Here is a 14,856-nt window from a genome sequence, read left to right as displayed (position 1 = left end):
CGTCAACCGAGCCTCTTGTTGGACAAGTTCAGCACTTGTACGATCACCTGCCATGGACCGGATTCGGCAGGTGCGGTTGTCGTCGGTGGTGCTGCCGCTGGAGCAGCCGATCAGCGACGCGAAGGTGCTGACCGGGCGGCAGCGGCCGATGACCGAGGTGGTGTTCCTGTTCGCGGAGGTCGCGACCGACCAGGGACAGCACGGGATCGGGTTCAGCTACTCCAAGCGGGCCGGCGGGCCGGCGCAGTACGCGCACGCCAAGGAGGTCGCGGCGAACCTGATCGGCGAGGACCCGTCGGACATCGGCAAGGTGTACGACAAGCTGCTCTGGGCGGGCGCGTCCGTCGGCCGCTCCGGTGTCGCGACGCAGGCGATCGCGGCGATCGACATCGCGCTGTGGGACCTGAAGGCGAAGCGCGCGGGTCTCCCACTGGCCAAGCTGCTCGGCGCGTACCGCGACTCGGTCCGCGCGTACAACACCTCCGGCGGCTTCCTGCACGCGCCGATCGAGGAGGTCAAGGAGCGCGCGTCGAAGTCGCTGGCCGACGGCATCGGCGGGATCAAGGTCAAGGTCGGCCAGCCCGACGCCCGGCTCGACCTCGACCGGGTCCGCGCGGTCCGCGAGCACCTCGGCGACGACGTACCGCTGATGGTGGACGCGAACCAGCAGTGGGACCGGCCGACGGCGCTGCGGATCGGCCGGACGCTGGAGCAGTTCGGCCTGGTCTGGATCGAGGAGCCGCTGGACGCGTACGACGCCGACGGTCACGCCGAGCTGGCCCGCGCGCTCGACACCCCGATCGCGACCGGCGAGATGTTGTCCAGCGTCGGCGAACACGTCCGGCTGATCGAGGCGCGGGCCGCCGACATCATCCAGCCGGACGCGCCGCGGATCGGCGGCATCACGCCGTTCCTGAAGCTCGCGACGCTTGCCGACCACAACGGTCTGCAGCTCGCCCCGCACTTCGCGATGGAGATCCACCTGCACCTCGCGGCGGCGTACCCCCGGGAGCCGTGGGTGGAGCACTTCGAGTGGCTGAATCCCTTGTTCAACGAGCGTCTGGAGACGGTCGGCGGGCGGATGCTGGTCCCGGACCGTCCCGGCCTCGGCTTCACCACCAGCGAGCAGTGCGCGCGCTGGACGGTCGACAGCTGCGAGTTCACATGAGCGGGCTGGCGTACCGGATCGTCGAGGACCTGAAGCAGCGGATCCTGAACGGCGAGATCGCGCCCGGCGACAAGCTGCCCGGTGAGAACAGCCTGGTCGAGGAGTTCGGGGTCAGCCGGACGGTCGTCCGCGAGGCGGTGTCCCGGTTGCAGGCGGCCGGCCTGGTGGAGACGTTCCAGGGCCGCGGCTCGTTCGTCCTCGAGGTCCCGGACCGTACGCCGGGCCTGCGCGCGGTCCGCTCACACCGCGACGTCCTCGAGCTGATGGACTTCCGGATCGGCGTCGAGAGCGAAGCGGCCGGCCTGGCCGCGGCCCGGCGTACCGCCCATCAGCTGAAGGGGATCGAGCGCGCGCTGGACGACTTCCGGCGGGTCGGCGACGACCCCAGCCGGTCGGTGGACGCGGACTTCGCGTTCCACCTCAAGGTCGCGGTTGCTTCGGGCAACCGTTTCTACGGCGACCTGATCGGCGAGCTCGGCCCGATGATGATCATGCTGCCGCGGACCCGGCTGGACCCGGCGTACGAGATGTCCGACCCGGAGCACTTGACCCGGGTCGTGCACGAGCACGAGAACATCCACGCCGCGATCGCCCGCTCCGACCCCGAGGCGGCCCGGGCGGCGGCGCGGGTGCACCTGGCGAACACCCGCGAACGCCTCACCAGCGGGCCGTATTCGGGCTGAACCCCGGGTCGACGGTCCGCATGTACGTCGTGTCGTCGCGCTTCCGGATCCCGCACGCGACGTACTGCTCGTGCAACGCCCCGAGCGCGTCCTCGTCGAGCTCCACCCCCAGACCGGGCGCGGTCGGCACGCGGACGCTGCCGTTCTCGAACGCGAGTACGCCGGGTTCGATCACGTCCTCGGCCGAATGATGAGAACGCAGCCAGGGGTAGTGGGTGTCGCACGCGTACGTGAGGTTCGGGGTAGCGGCGGCCAGGTGGGTCATCGCGGCGAGGCTGATCCCGAGGTGCGAGTTCGAGTGCATCGACAGGCCCATTCCGAACGTGTCACAGATGCCGGCGAGCAGTTGCGAACGCCGCAGCCCGCCCCAGTAGTGGTGGTCCGACAGCAGGACCTGGACGGCGTCGGCGAGGACGGCGGGCTTGAGGTGGTCGAAGGCGATCACGCACATGTTGGTCGCCAGCGGGATCCCGGTCTGCCGCGCGACCGCCGCCATCCCCTCGATCGTCGGCGTCGGGTCCTCGAGGTACTCGATCAGGCCTTCCAGTTCACGGGAGACCTCGACCGAGGTGCCGACGGTCCACGCGCAGTTCGGATCGATCCGCAGCTTGTGCTCGGGGAACGCGGCCGCCAACGCCCGCACCGCCTCCACTTCGTCAGCGGGCGGGAACACACCGCCCTTCAACTTGATCGCCGTGAACCCGTACTCGTCGATCATCTTCCGGGCCTGCCGCACGATCCCGTCCGGATCGACCGCTTCGCCCCACTCGTCGGCATCGCCGCCCGGATGAGCAGCCCACTTGTAGAACAGATACGCACTGAACGGCACGCTCTCGCGGACCGCACCGCCGAGCAGCTCCACGACGGGCCGGCCGAGCGCCTTGCCCTGGATGTCGAGCAGCGCGACCTCGTACGGCGACATCACGACGTCGGCCGGATCCTGCAGGTTGAGCATGCCGCCCACCTGGGCACCACCACACGCCAGTACGTGGCGTACACGCCGGCGTAGTTCGTTGAGGTCGAACGCATCCAGTCCGAGCAGGACGTCAGCGACCGCCTTCAACCGTGCCAAGTGGTCGGAAGCCGCGTAGGTCTCGCCCAGGCCCTCGAGTCCGTCGTCCGTCCGGACGCGCACGATCATGCGGAGGGCATACGGCTCATGAACGCCCACCACGTTGAGGAGTGGCGGGTCTGCAAAGGCGACCGGGGTGAGTTCGACCCGGGAGATCCGCGTCATACGAGTTCCTTCCTACGGGTCAGTCGTCGGATGCCCGGTAGCGCGAGCACGACGACGAGGACCGCGAGTACGGTGCCGGAGATCGGGCGGGTGAAGAAGCCCGCCGGGTTGCCGCCGAAGATCAGCAGGGACTGCCGGACCGCGGTCTCCATCACGCTGCCGAGTACGAACGCGAGCACCAGCGGCCCGGGTTCGAACCCGAACTTCTTCATCAGGTACCCGAGGACGCCGAACACGATCACCAGGAAGATGTCGAACACCTGGTTCGCCACCGTGTACACGCCGAGCAGCGTGATCAGCACCGTGATCGGCGCCAGCACCGTGGGCCGGACCTTGAGGATCTTCACGAACAGCCCGACCAGCGGGATGCTCATGATCAGCAGCGGGATGTTGCCGAGGTACATCGAGTTGATCACGCCCCAGAACAGGTCCGGGTGCTCGGACACCAGCTGCGGGCCGGGCGGGATGCCCTGGATCAGCAGTGCGCCGAACATCAGCGCCATCGTCGCGTTCGCCGGGATGCCGAGCGTCAGCAGCGGGATGAACGACGAGGTGGCGGCCGCGTTGTTCGCGGTCTCGGGTGCCGCGACGCCCTCGACCGCACCGCGGCCGAACCGCTCGGGGTGCTTGGACCGGCGCTTCTCGACGGCGTACGCGACCAGCGACGACAGCGTCGCGCCGCCGCCGGGCAGCACGCCGAGCACGAAGCCGATCGGCGAGCCGCGCCCGATCGCGCCGCGTGCCTCCCGCAGGTCGGACCGGGACGGCCAGGCGTTCGCGACCGCAACGGGCTCCTGGTGCTTGTGGTGCCGTTCCTCCAGGTTGTAGAGGATCTCGCCGAGCCCGAACAGCCCCATCGCGATCGGCACGAAGTCGATGCCGTCGGCAAGGTTCAGGCTGTCGAACGTGAACCGGCTCGCCCCGGTGAACGTGTCCCGACCGACCGTTGCCAGCAGCAACCCGAGCCCGGCAGCGATCACCGCCTTCAACCGGCCGCCGTTCCCGACCGTCGCGACCAGCAGTACGCCGAACAACGACAGCGCGGCGTACTCCGGCGGACCGAAGTCCAGCGCGACCCGGGCGACCACCGGCGCGAGCAGCGTCAGCCCGACGATCGACACCGTGCCGCCGATGAACGAGCCGATCGCCGCGACGCCCAGCGCCGTACCGGCTCGTCCTTGTCTGGCCAGGGCGTACCCGTCGAAGACCGTCACCACCGAGGACGCTTCGCCGGGCAGCCGGAGCAGGACGGACGTGATCGTGCCGCCGTACTGCGCGCCGTAGAAGATGCCGGCCAGCATGATGATCGCGGACACCGGCTCGACGCCGTACGTGATCGGCAGCAGGATCGCGATCGTCGCCGCGGGGCCGAGGCCGGGTAGGACGCCGATCAGCATGCCGATCACGACACCGATCAGGCAGTAGAGCAGGTTGGCCGGCTCCAGGACGACGCCGAAACCGTCGATGAATCCACTCATCAGATCAACCTGGGCAACGGGATCTGGAGCAGCAGGACGAACAGGACGTAGAACGCCGCGACCGTGCCGACCGTGATCGCGATCGACGACACCCACGATTCCTTGCCGAGGAAGCGCAGCCACACGAACGTCAGCAGCAACGACGGGATCTCGAAGCCGATCATCGGCAACAGCGCGGCGAAGACGACCAGCGACAGTACGGCGACCGCGGTCAGCACGCTCGACCGGGTGAACTTCTCGGTGTCGGTCCCGTGCCGCCCGACCAGCGCGAGCGCCACCGCCAGCACCGTCACCACCACGCTGATCACGAACGGCCAGAGCCCCGGTCCCGGGTGGGTCAGCCGGCCCAGCCCGAGGGCCAGCGATCCGATCAGCCCGCCGATCCCGACGACTGCCGCCGCGACCGCCGCGCCCAGCTGGGACCACTGTCCGGCATGCGGCGGCCGGTCCTCGGCGAGTTCCTCCAGCAGCGCCTCGCTCACTTCTTCTCCGCCAGAGAGATGCCGTACTGGTCGAGCTGCGCCTTGTACTTCGTCGTGTACTGGTCGAGGATCTTCCGCACCTCGTCCGGCGACACCTCGATCGGCGTCAGGCAGTGCGCGTCGTTGAACTTCTTGTAGGCGTCGGTCGCGTACGTCTTCTTCGCCGCGTCGAGCAGCTTCGTCTTGACCTCGTCCGGCGTACCCTTCGGCGCGGTGAGGAAGCGGTACTGCGACACCACGACGTCGTACCCCTGCTCCTTGGCCGTCGGTACGTCGGGCAGGAACTTGATCCGCCCGGCCGAGAACACCGCCAGCGGTACGACCTTGTGCGCCTTCACCTGCTCGATGCCGTTGCCGACCTGGATCGTTGCCACGTCGAGCTGACTGCCGAGCAGCGCCGTCAGCGCGGGCGCGCCGCCGTCGAACGGTACGTCGGTCGCCGGGATCGCGGCCTGCTTGAACGTCAGCGCGGACGCGAGCTGCGCGCCGGTCCCGACACCGGTCGTGCCGTACTTGATGTTCTTCCCGGCCTTCTTCAGGTCCGCGATCGACGTGTAGCCGGAGCCGACCGGCGCGATCAGCACGTAGTCGTCCTGCGAGATCCCGCCGAGCAGGTCGAAGTCGTCGAGCTTCACGACCTCGTTCGCGGACACCGCCAGCGGCGTGATCGTGAACAGCGACGCGTTCTGGACCGCGATCTTGTAGCCGTCGGGCTTGGCCGCCTGCAGCTCCTTCGCGTTCAGCGCGCCGTTCGCACCGGGCTTGTTGATCACCGGCACCAGCCGGCGCTCATCTGGATGTTGCCGGTCGGGAAATCGCCTTTGCCGCCGGTGGAGGTCGTCTTGACCCCGCCGCAGCCTGCCAACACAACCGAAGCACTGACCGCCGTCACCAGGACGCGGCGGCTGAGCATGCTGGACACCATCGGTTCGTCCTCCTCTACGGAGCGTGGATTGCGCGAGCGTAGGGAGGTCGGTTCATGCGTGTCCAAGGCCGATAAGGCATCGAGTGATACCTTTCGGGAATCATGTTTTCGCTCGAGCAGCTGAGTGCGTTCGTCGCGGTCGCCGAGGAGTTGCACTTCGGGCGGGCCGCCGAGCGGCTGAGCATGACGCAGCCGCCGTTGAGCCGGCAGGTGCAGAAACTCGAACGGGCGGTCGGTGCCCGGCTGCTCGAACGCGACAACCGGAAGGTCGAGCTGACCGAGGCCGGGCAGGCGTTTCTGGGCGAGGCGCGGCGGTTGCTGGCGCTGGTGGAGACCGCCGGGGATCTTGCGCGGCGGGTGGATCAGGGCGCGGCGGGGACGCTGCGGCTCGGGTTCACTGCGACGTCGGCGATCCGGACGCTCGGGCCGTTGCTGCGGCGGTTGTCCGAGGAGTTGCCGGACGTCGACGTAATCCTGCACGAGCGGGTCACGCCGGCGCAGGTGGACGGGCTGTTGCGGGGCGAGCTGGATCTCGGGCTCGGGCGGCCGCCGTTCGACCTCGACGTACTGGACTCGCGGGTGGTGTTCCGGGAGCCGCTGGTTGCTGTTGTCCCCGGCAACCATCGGCTGGGGTCCCTCGGCCGGCCGTTGACCGCGGCGGACTTCGCCGGCGAGCAGGTGATCAGCTACTCGCCGACCCAGGCCCGGTACTTCCACGAGCTGACCGTCCGGTTCCTGGCCGCGTCGCAGCCGCGGATCGAGCAGCGGGTGCAGCAGATCCTGACCGTGATCCTGCTGGTCGCGGCCGGGCGCGGCGTCGCGCTGGTCCCGGCGTCGGCGCGGCACCTCGGCGTCGAGGGCGTGACGTACTGCGACCTGGACGGACCCGGCGATCTCGTCGAGCTGCACGCGATCTGGCGCCGGGACGCGACCGGCCCGGTGCTGCAGCGGGTCCTCACGATGCTCTCAGAGCATCGCTAGATCCAGAAACGATCTTGGACAGGTATCCACGCGCATTCCTAGGCTGAGCTCCGTGACCCACTACTCCCCCGCCGAACTGGCGGCTCAGCTCAAGACCGGGCTGCTCTCGTTCCCCGTCACGGCCTTCCACGACGACCTCAGCTTCCACGAGGCGGCGTACCGCGAGCACCTGGCCTGGTTGAGCCAGTACGACGTCGCGGGACTGTTCGCGGCGGGCGGCACCGGCGAGGGGTTCTCGCTGACGCCGGCCGAGATCGACACCGTCGTACGGACGGCTGTCTCCGAGGTCGGCGGGCGGGTGCCGGTGATCGCGCCCGCGACCGGCGGGACCGCCGCGGCGATCGAGGGCGCGCGGGCGGCCGAGGCGGCGGGCGCGGACGGGATCCTGCTGTTCCCGCCGTACCTGACGGAGGCCGGGCAGCCGGGTTTGATCGAGCACGTGTCGGCGGTGTGCCGCAGTACCGGACTCGGGGTGACGGTCTACAGCCGGGCGAACGCGATCCTCACAGACGTGACGGTCGCCGAACTCGCCGACCGGAACCCGAACCTGGTCTGCCTCAAGGACGGCGTCGGGAACGTCGAGCAGATGACCCGCACGTACGCGCTGGTCGGCGACCGGCTGACGTACGTCGGCGGGCTGCCGACCGCGGAGACGTTCGCGCTGCCGCTGCTGCAGCTCGGGTACAGCACATACTCGTCGGCGATCTTCAACTTCGTCCCGGAGTTCGCGCTCGGGTTCTACTCGGACGTCCTCGCGCAGGACCGCGACACCGTCTACCGGAAGCTCCGCGAGTTCGTGCTGCCGTACCTCGACATCCGCGACCGGACCAAGGGGTACGCCGTCTCGATCGTGAAGGCCGGGGTGAACGCGATCGGCCGGAACGCCGGACCGGTCCGGCCGCCGCTGCAGGACCTCACCGCCGACGAGGTCGCCCGGCTGACCGCGCTGATCGAGAAGGTCAAATGACGCCGACGGTCGTGGCGGTGGAGGTCGTCCCGGTCGCCGGCCACGACAGCATGCTGCTGAACCTGAGCGGCGCGCACGCCCCGTTCTTCACCCGCAACGTCGTGATCGTGACCGACAGCGCGGGCAACGTCGGCCTCGGCGAGGTCCCCGGCGGCGAGAAGATCGCCACCACCGTCCGAGCCGCCGCGGACCGCCTGACGGGCCAGCCCCTCGCCAACTACCGCAGCCTGCTCCAGGGCATCTCCAAAGCCTTCGAAGGCCTCGACAGCGGTGGGCGCGGGTTACAGACCTTCGACCTCCGCACGACGGTTCATGCGGTCACCGGGTTGGAGTCGGCGCTGCTCGACCTCCTGGGGCAGCATCTCGGCGTACCAGTCGCCGAGCTGCTCGGCGAAGGACAGCAACGCACCGCGGTCCCGGTACTGGGTTATCTGTTCTACGTGGGTGATTCCACGCGGACGGATCTGCCCTACCAGGCCGGTGGGAACGGGTGGCAGCGGCGTCGGCGGGAGCCGGTGCTGACGACCGACGATGTTCTGGAGCTGGCAGTAGCTGCGCAGGAAGAGTACGGATTTGTCGACTTCAAGTTGAAGGGCGGCGTCTTCGACCCGCACGTGGAGATCGACGCCGTGCGTTCTTTGCACGAGCGGTTTCCCGAGGCGCGGATCACCGTGGATCCCAACGGTGCCTGGCTGTTGCGCGAAGCCGTCGCGGTCTGCGCGGGGCTCGGCGACATGCTCGCGTACGTCGAGGATCCGTGTGGCGCCGAGGGCCGGTTCTCGGGGCGCGAGACGATGGCGGAGTTCAAGCGCCGTACCGGATTGCGCACGGCGACCAACATGATCGCGACCGACTGGCGGGAGCTCGCGCACGCGATCCGAACCGACGCCGTCGACATCCCGCTCGCGGATCCGCACTTCTGGACGATGGCCGGCTCGGTGCGGGTCGCCCAGCTGTGCAACGACTTCGGGCTGACCTGGGGCTCACACTCGAACAACCACTTCGACATCTCGCTCGCGATGTTCACGCACGTCGGCGCCGCCGCTCCCGGCGAGATCACCGCGCTGGACACGCACTGGATCTGGCAGGACGGGCAGGCGCTGACGAAGCAGCCGTTGCGGATCGCCGGCGGCGAGATCGCCGTACCGACGGCACCCGGCCTCGGCGTCGAGCTCGACCGGGACGCGCTCGACACCGCGCACGAGCTGTACCTGGAGCACGGTCTCGGGGCGCGGAACGACGCGATCGCGATGCAGTACCTGATCGAGGACTGGGAGTTCGACCCGAAGCGGCCTTGTATGGTGCGGTGATGAAGGTCTACTTGTCCACGGACATGGAGGGTACGGCGGGCGTCGTCGACTGGGGTCAGGCGCGCGGACCCGCCACCGAGTACGAGTACTACCGCGGCCAGCTGCAGGCCGAGGTGAACGCCGCGGTCGACGGCGCGCTGGCGGCCGGCGGGACCGAGTTCCTGGTCAACGACTCGCATTCGACCATGCAGAACCTCCGCCCGGACGGGCTGCACGGCCGCGCGAGCTACCTGTCCGGCAAGCACAAGCCGCTGTACATGATGCAGGGCCTGGACGACTCGTTCGACGCGATCTTCTTCGTCTCGTACCACGGCTCCGCCTCCTCGACCGGCTCGGTCCTGCACCACACGTACAACCCGCGGGCGATCGCCGAGGTCCGGCTGAACGGCGCGATCACCGGCGAGGCCGGGATCAACGCACTGGTCGCGCTCGCCCACCAGGTGCCGGTCGTGCTGATCTCCGGTGACCGGACCACGATCGACGAGGCGCAGCCGTTCTGCCCGGACGTCGAGTCGGTGGTGGTGAAGGACTCCGTCTCCCACAACGCCGCGCTGTCGGTGCATCCGGAGCGGGCCCGGGAGCTGATCCGCGACGGGGCGCGGCGCGCGCTCGCCCGGCTGAGCGACATCCGGACGCCGAGCATCACGCTGCCGGCCGAGCTGACCGTCCGGTTCCACAGCCGCGCGTTCGCCGAGCTGGCCTGCGCGCTGCGCGGGGTCGAACGCCGGGAGGACAAAGTTGTTGCCCTCCGCAACGACGATCCGCTGGAGCTCTACCGGGCGTTCATCGCAACGGTCTTCCTGAGCCGCGGGGTCAGCGAGTAGGTTCTTGGTCCTGACGTGACAGCAAGGAGCTGGGATGCGTTGGCAGCAGCCGCTGGCCGCAGTAGTTGTCCTGACCGCACTCACCACCACCCTGACCGCCTCGGCAGTGTCCGGCGGTGGCGGGGCCTGCTCGCCGGACGCCACGTTCCTCGGGTTCAGTGACGCGCTCGACAAGACGACGTACGACGGGCAGCCGGTCGCGGGGCTGTCGGCGCTGAACCTGACGTCGCCGCACCGCGCGGTCGCGCTGGTCGACAACGTCGGGACCACGCCGGCCCGGGTGTTCGACCTGCGGGTGAACAGCAGGCCGGCCTCGGTCCGCGTCGACGGGATGACGATCCTGCGGCGGCCGGACGGTACGCCGTACAACGGTGGCGACTTCGACGGTGAGGGGCTGGTCGTCGAGCGCGGGAACCGGACGATCCTCGCGACGTCGGAGCGGGAGCCGTCGATCCGGCGCTTCCGGCTGTCGGACGGCAAGCAGCTCGGGGAGCTGCCGGTGCCGTCGCGGTTCCAGGTCGCGCCGACCGGTGAGGCGACGAACAACGCGACGTTCGAGTCGCTCGCGGTCAGCCGCGACGGCCGCTCGCTGTACGCCGGGATGGAAGGACCGCTCGCCTCCGACGGGACCGACGCGAACGGCAGCACCCGGAACCGGATCATCCGGTACTTCGGCCTGCCGGGGCACGGGTACCGGCCGGTCGCGCAGTACGCGTACAAGCCGGACCCGGGGCTCGCGCTCGACGACATGGGCTGGGTCAGCCCGACCGAGCTGATCTCGATGGAGCGGACGTTCACGCCGGGCGTCGGCAACACGATCCGGGTCTTCAAGGTGTCGCTGCGGCACGCGGTCGACGTGACCACGCGGGCTTCGCTGGCGGATGCGCCGTCCTCGGTCTTCCTGCAGAAGAAGCTGCTGTTGGACCTCGGCGACTGCCCGCCGTCCGGCGCGGTCGCCAAGCAGCCGCAGCCGAACCCGCTGCTCGACAACGTCGAGGCCCTGGCCGTCGGCGGCTACCTGCCAGGCGGCCGCCGCCAGCTGTACCTGCTCTCGGACGACAACAACGGCGCCACCCAGATCACCCGCTTCTACTCCCTCGCCGTCAACCTCCGCTGATGGACCGCCAGGCCATCACAATCCGCCGAGTCCAACGTCCTCCCGCGGCGGGCTCCCCCGAGTCCGCAATTGTGATGGCCTGCACGTCCCCGGTGGCGGGATGACCGGCGACACGTAACACTGTGTGAATGCGCGTGATTGTGGTTGGTGCCGGCGTGATCGGGTTGAGCTGTGCCATTCGGCTCGCCGAGAGTGGGTACGACGTGGCGGTGTTCGCGCGCGACCTGCCGCTCGAGACGACCTCGTCGGTGGCGGCCGCGATCTGGTACCCGTACCTGTCGGCGCCGGCGGACCGGGTGGCCGGCTGGTCGCGGGCGACGTACGAGGAGTTCGCGAAGCTCGCGGAGAGCGAGCCGGCCGTGGAACTCAAGCACGGGCGGGAGTTCCTGGTCGAACCGACGCCCGACCCACCGTGGGCCGACGTACTCCCGGACCTGACCCGGGTCGCGTCGCCGCCGGAGGGGTTCGCGGACGGGTGGTCGTTCACGGTGCCGGTGATCGACATGCCGGCGTACCTGCCGGCGCTGGTGAAGCGACTCGAGGCCGCGGGCGGGACGCTGACCCGCGCGGCGCTGTCCGCGTTGCCGACCGGGGCCGACCTGGTGGTGAACTGCACCGGGCTCGGCGGCCGGCTGACCGCGAGCGACCCGACCGTGACACCGGTCCGCGGGCAGGTGCTGACGGTCGAGCCGTGCGGCCTGACCGAGTGGCTGCTGGCGGACCGTTCCCCCGACGAGCTGACGTACGTCGTCCCGCGCCGCAACGACGTGGTCGTCGGCGGCACCAGTCAGGCCGGCGACTGGAACCTCGCCGTCGACCCGCAGACCACGAAGGACATCCTCGACCGGGCCGCCGAGCTCGTCCCGCAGCTCCGCAACGCCAAGATCATCCGGCAACGCGTCGGCCTGCGCCCGGCCCGTCCCGCGATCCGCTGCGAGCTGGTCCGCACCCACACCGGCGAGCCGGTCATCCACTGCTACGGCCACGGCGGATCCGGCGTCACGCTCTCGTGGGGCTGCGCCGACGAGGTCCTGCAACTTGTCCGCAGCATCTGACCCCCGCCGTCCGAGGTTAGCCACGAGCTAGACGCCGAGGACCTGGCAGAGGAGGTCTAGTGCTCCTGGGTAGGCGTGGTCGGGTGGGGTGCCGTAGCCGACGATGACTGCCTGGCGGGTGGCGGGTGTGGGGTTGAAGTGGTACGCGCTGAGGGTGGCGAGGCCGAGGCCCTGCCGGGCGGCGCGGTCGACGATCTCGTCGGCGTCGCCGTGTACGTCCAGCAGAACGTGCATGCCGGCGGAGATGCCGGCCACCTGGACGTCGGGCGCGCGGACGCCGAGTAGTTCGACGAGGCGGTCGCGGCGGCGGCGGTAGTGCAGGCGGGAGCGGCGGACATGCCGGTCGTAGTGGCCGGAGGCAATGAACTCGGCGAGGACCAGTTGCTCCAGCGTCGCGGTCTGGAAGTCGGCCGTCCGCTTGGCGGCGACCACCGGCTCGATCAGGCGCTGCGGCAACACCATCCAGGCGAGCCGCAGCCCGGGCGCGAGGCTCTTGCTGGCGGTACCGGTGTAGACGACCCGCTCCGGGTCCAGGGCCTGCAACGCGCCGACCGCCTGCCGGTCGTACCGGAACTCGCCGTCGTAGTCGTCCTCGATCAGCACTGCCCCGGACGCCCGCGCCCACTCGACGGCCGCCGTCCGGCGTTCGGGCGCCAGCGGTACGCCGGTCGGCATCTGGTGCGCCGGCGTCAGCAGCACACCCTGCCCGGTCAACGCCGACGTCTGCGCCCCGAACGCATCCACCGGTACGGCGGCCACCGACAGCCCGCGCGCCCGGATCACGTCCCGGTGCAGGCCGTACCCGAACTCCTCGACGGCCATCGTCGTACCGCCGTGGGTCTTGACCACCTCGCTCAGCAGGCTCAGCGCCTGCACGTACCCGGAGCAGATCAGGATCCGCTCGGGGTCGGCCCGGACACCGCGCGCCCGGGCGAGGTAGTCGGCGAGCACCCGCCGCAGCTCGGTCCGCCCGCGCGGGTCGCCGAGCCCGAACGCCTCGTTCGGCGCCGCGGTCAGCGCCTTCCGGGTCGCGGCCAGCCACTCGGCCCGCGGGAACGTCGCCACGTCCGGCGCGCCCGGCGTCAGGTCGTACCGGAAACTACGGGCCTCCGGCAACGACACGGCCGGCGTGGACGGCGCGGCGGCCCGGTTCGCGACCACCGTCCCGGATCCCTGCCGCGCGGTCAGCCAGCCTTCCGCGACCAGCTGCCCGTACGCGTCCGCCACGGTGTTCCGCGCGATCCCGAGGTCCTTGGCCAGCGACCGCGACGACGGCAACCGGGTGCCCTCGACCAGCCGGCCGCTCCGGATCGACTCGTGCAACGCCCGCACCAGCTCCCCGCGCCCGCGGGCCACGCCGAGCTCCAGGTGCAGGTCGGTCCCCGCCGAATTGGCCCCTCGTTCTGCCATAGAAGTGGACCATACACCTGGGCCGCTCGGCGCCTAGATTAAAGCCATGAGCACAACAACCCGGCGGGTGAAACTCGCCAATCTGGTCCCGGACTTCTACAAGGCGCTGATCGAGCTGGACAAGGTGTCCGACAACGGGCTCGACCCGAAGCTGGCACACCTGGTGCGGATCCGGGCCTCGCAGATCAACGGGTGCGCGTACTGCACCGACATGCACTCGCTGGACCTGCTGCAGTTCGGCGAGGAGCAGCAGCAGCGGATCACGCTGCTGCCGGTGTGGCGGGAGGCGAAGAAGTTCTACACCGAGCAGGAGAAGGCGGCGCTGCAGCTGACCGAGGCGATCACGCTGATCAGCGTCGACCACGTCCCGGACGACGTGTACGAGGTGGCCGCGCAGGCCTTCGACGAGCAGGACCTGGCCCAGCTGATCGCGCTGATCATCACGATCAACATGTGGACCCGCGTCGGCGTCACCGGGAAGATGGAGCCCGGCCACTACAAGCCATGAGCGCCGAACACTTCCGCGCCCTGCACCACGGCGGTACGCCGCTCGTGCTGCCGAACGCCTGGGATCCGGTCAGCGCGCGCATCGTCGCCGACGCCGGCTTCCCCGCGGTCGCGACCAGCAGCGGGGCGGTCGCCCGGGTGCTCGGGTACGACGACGGGCAGCTGACCCCGCCGGCCGCGATGTTCGCCGCGGTGGCACAGATCGCCCGCGCGGTCGACGTACCGGTGACGGCCGACATGGAGGCCGGGTACGGGCTGCCACCGAAGGAGTTCGCGGAACGGCTGCTGGAGACCGGAGCGGTCGGCTGCAACCTGGAGGACTCGGCCGGCGGCGCGCTCGTGGACGCCGGGCAGCAGGCCGACTACCTGGCCGAGGTACGGGCCGCCGCGGGTGCCGAGCTGGTGATCAACGCCCGCGTCGACACGTTCGTACGGCGGCTGGCCGATCCGGTGCCCGAGGCGATCAGCCGAGGACGCGAGTACCGCCGGGCGGGCGCCGACTGCGTCTACCCGATCCTCGCGCCGCTCGACCAACTCGCCCAGGTCGCCGAAGGCGTCGGCGGACCGATCAACGGACACGCGGCCCCGGGCGGACCCACCCAGGCCGAACTGGCCGCGGCCGGCGCCACCCGGATCTCGTACGGGACCAGCCTGCACAACTACGTGATGGACCAGCTACGCGAGCTACTCCCCCGGCTCTGACGCGACCCGC

At 70.0% G+C, this 14,856-nt stretch carries 16 protein-coding genes; 10 read left to right on the top strand and 6 right to left on the bottom strand.

Annotation, left to right across the window (positions count from 1 at the left end):
* Positions 1–52: 52 nt before the first annotated feature.
* Together ACXJJ3_RS35155 and ACXJJ3_RS35150 are read left to right on the top strand one after the other, a co-directional pair.
* The gene (locus tag ACXJJ3_RS35155) at positions 53–1,168 is read left to right on the top strand and encodes an L-talarate/galactarate dehydratase (RefSeq protein WP_458166201.1); all 1,116 of its coding nucleotides are present in this window, start codon (positions 53–55) and stop codon (positions 1,166–1,168) included.
* Positions 1,165–1,851: a FadR/GntR family transcriptional regulator gene (locus ACXJJ3_RS35150; protein ID WP_458166199.1), complete on the top strand. Its 687-nt coding sequence runs from the start codon at positions 1,165–1,167 to the stop codon at positions 1,849–1,851. Before ACXJJ3_RS35155 ends, ACXJJ3_RS35150 begins: the two co-directional genes overlap by 4 nt.
* Here ACXJJ3_RS35150 and ACXJJ3_RS35145 read toward each other — a convergent pair.
* The 5 genes from ACXJJ3_RS35145 to ACXJJ3_RS35125 are packed head-to-tail and all read right to left on the bottom strand — an operon-like array spanning position 1,826 to position 5,973.
* Positions 1,826–3,088 (bottom strand): glucarate dehydratase family protein, encoded by a 1,263-nt coding sequence (locus ACXJJ3_RS35145; protein ID WP_458166198.1) that lies wholly within the window; start codon positions 3,086–3,088, stop codon positions 1,826–1,828. The two genes, ACXJJ3_RS35150 and ACXJJ3_RS35145, sit on opposite strands and share 26 nt — an antisense overlap.
* Positions 3,085–4,566: a tripartite tricarboxylate transporter permease gene (locus ACXJJ3_RS35140; RefSeq protein ID WP_458166197.1), complete on the bottom strand. Its 1,482-nt coding sequence runs from the start codon at positions 4,564–4,566 to the stop codon at positions 3,085–3,087. The genes ACXJJ3_RS35145 and ACXJJ3_RS35140 overlap by 4 nt, the downstream gene beginning before the upstream one ends.
* Positions 4,566–5,048, bottom strand: coding sequence for a tripartite tricarboxylate transporter TctB family protein (locus ACXJJ3_RS35135; RefSeq protein ID WP_458166196.1), 483 nt, complete (start codon positions 5,046–5,048; stop codon positions 4,566–4,568). The genes ACXJJ3_RS35140 and ACXJJ3_RS35135 overlap by 1 nt, the downstream gene beginning before the upstream one ends.
* Positions 5,045–5,827 (bottom strand): tripartite tricarboxylate transporter substrate binding protein, encoded by a 783-nt coding sequence (locus ACXJJ3_RS35130; protein ID WP_458166194.1) that lies wholly within the window; start codon positions 5,825–5,827, stop codon positions 5,045–5,047. Before ACXJJ3_RS35130 ends, ACXJJ3_RS35135 begins: the two co-directional genes overlap by 4 nt.
* Positions 5,818–5,973: a hypothetical protein gene (locus ACXJJ3_RS35125; RefSeq protein ID WP_458166193.1), complete on the bottom strand. Its 156-nt coding sequence runs from the start codon at positions 5,971–5,973 to the stop codon at positions 5,818–5,820. The genes ACXJJ3_RS35130 and ACXJJ3_RS35125 overlap by 10 nt, the downstream gene beginning before the upstream one ends.
* A gap of 102 nt (positions 5,974–6,075) precedes the next feature.
* Here ACXJJ3_RS35125 and ACXJJ3_RS35120 point away from each other — a divergent pair, with 102 nt between their 5' ends.
* The 6 genes from ACXJJ3_RS35120 to ACXJJ3_RS35095 all read left to right on the top strand — a co-directional run bounded on the left by ACXJJ3_RS35120 (position 6,076) and on the right by ACXJJ3_RS35095 (position 12,227).
* Positions 6,076–6,954: a LysR substrate-binding domain-containing protein gene (locus tag ACXJJ3_RS35120; protein WP_458166192.1), complete on the top strand. Its 879-nt coding sequence runs from the start codon at positions 6,076–6,078 to the stop codon at positions 6,952–6,954.
* Positions 6,955–7,006: 52 nt separating this feature from the next.
* Complete coding sequence (gene kdgD, locus ACXJJ3_RS35115; protein WP_458166191.1) at positions 7,007–7,921, top strand: 5-dehydro-4-deoxyglucarate dehydratase; 915 nt, start codon at positions 7,007–7,009, stop codon at positions 7,919–7,921.
* On the top strand, positions 7,918–9,231 hold the full coding sequence (locus ACXJJ3_RS35110) for an enolase C-terminal domain-like protein (protein WP_458166190.1): 1,314 nt from the start codon (positions 7,918–7,920) through the stop codon (positions 9,229–9,231). Before kdgD ends, ACXJJ3_RS35110 begins: the two co-directional genes overlap by 4 nt.
* Positions 9,231–10,055, top strand: coding sequence for a M55 family metallopeptidase (locus ACXJJ3_RS35105; RefSeq protein ID WP_458166189.1), 825 nt, complete (start codon positions 9,231–9,233; stop codon positions 10,053–10,055). The genes ACXJJ3_RS35110 and ACXJJ3_RS35105 overlap by 1 nt, the downstream gene beginning before the upstream one ends.
* Before the next feature lie 34 nt (positions 10,056–10,089).
* Complete coding sequence (locus tag ACXJJ3_RS35100; protein ID WP_458166188.1) at positions 10,090–11,172, top strand: esterase-like activity of phytase family protein; 1,083 nt, start codon at positions 10,090–10,092, stop codon at positions 11,170–11,172.
* 128 nt (positions 11,173–11,300) lie between these two features.
* A complete protein-coding gene (locus tag ACXJJ3_RS35095; protein WP_458166187.1) occupies positions 11,301–12,227 on the top strand; it encodes an FAD-dependent oxidoreductase in 927 nt (308 codons plus the stop codon).
* Positions 12,228–12,254: 27 nt separating this feature from the next.
* Here the strand turns inward: ACXJJ3_RS35095 and pdxR are convergent, their stop codons facing one another.
* Positions 12,255–13,637 carry a MocR-like pyridoxine biosynthesis transcription factor PdxR gene (pdxR, locus tag ACXJJ3_RS35090; RefSeq protein WP_458166186.1) on the bottom strand — a complete coding sequence of 461 codons (1,383 nt, stop codon included), beginning with the start codon at positions 13,635–13,637 and terminating at the stop codon, positions 12,255–12,257.
* A gap of 46 nt (positions 13,638–13,683) precedes the next feature.
* On the opposite strand from pdxR, the gene ACXJJ3_RS35085 reads away from it, so the two are divergent.
* Together ACXJJ3_RS35085 and ACXJJ3_RS35080 are read left to right on the top strand one after the other, a co-directional pair.
* A complete protein-coding gene (locus ACXJJ3_RS35085) occupies positions 13,684–14,145 on the top strand; it encodes a carboxymuconolactone decarboxylase family protein (RefSeq protein WP_458166185.1) in 462 nt (153 codons plus the stop codon).
* Positions 14,142–14,846 (top strand): isocitrate lyase/PEP mutase family protein, encoded by a 705-nt coding sequence (locus tag ACXJJ3_RS35080; protein WP_458166184.1) that lies wholly within the window; start codon positions 14,142–14,144, stop codon positions 14,844–14,846. Before ACXJJ3_RS35085 ends, ACXJJ3_RS35080 begins: the two co-directional genes overlap by 4 nt.
* The last annotated feature ends 10 nt before the right edge of the window (positions 14,847–14,856 follow it).

It is taken from the genome of Kribbella sp. WER1 (assembly GCF_054189145.1).
Note: the sequence above shows the minus strand (reverse complement) of the source record. Positions and strands in the feature narration are given on the sequence as shown.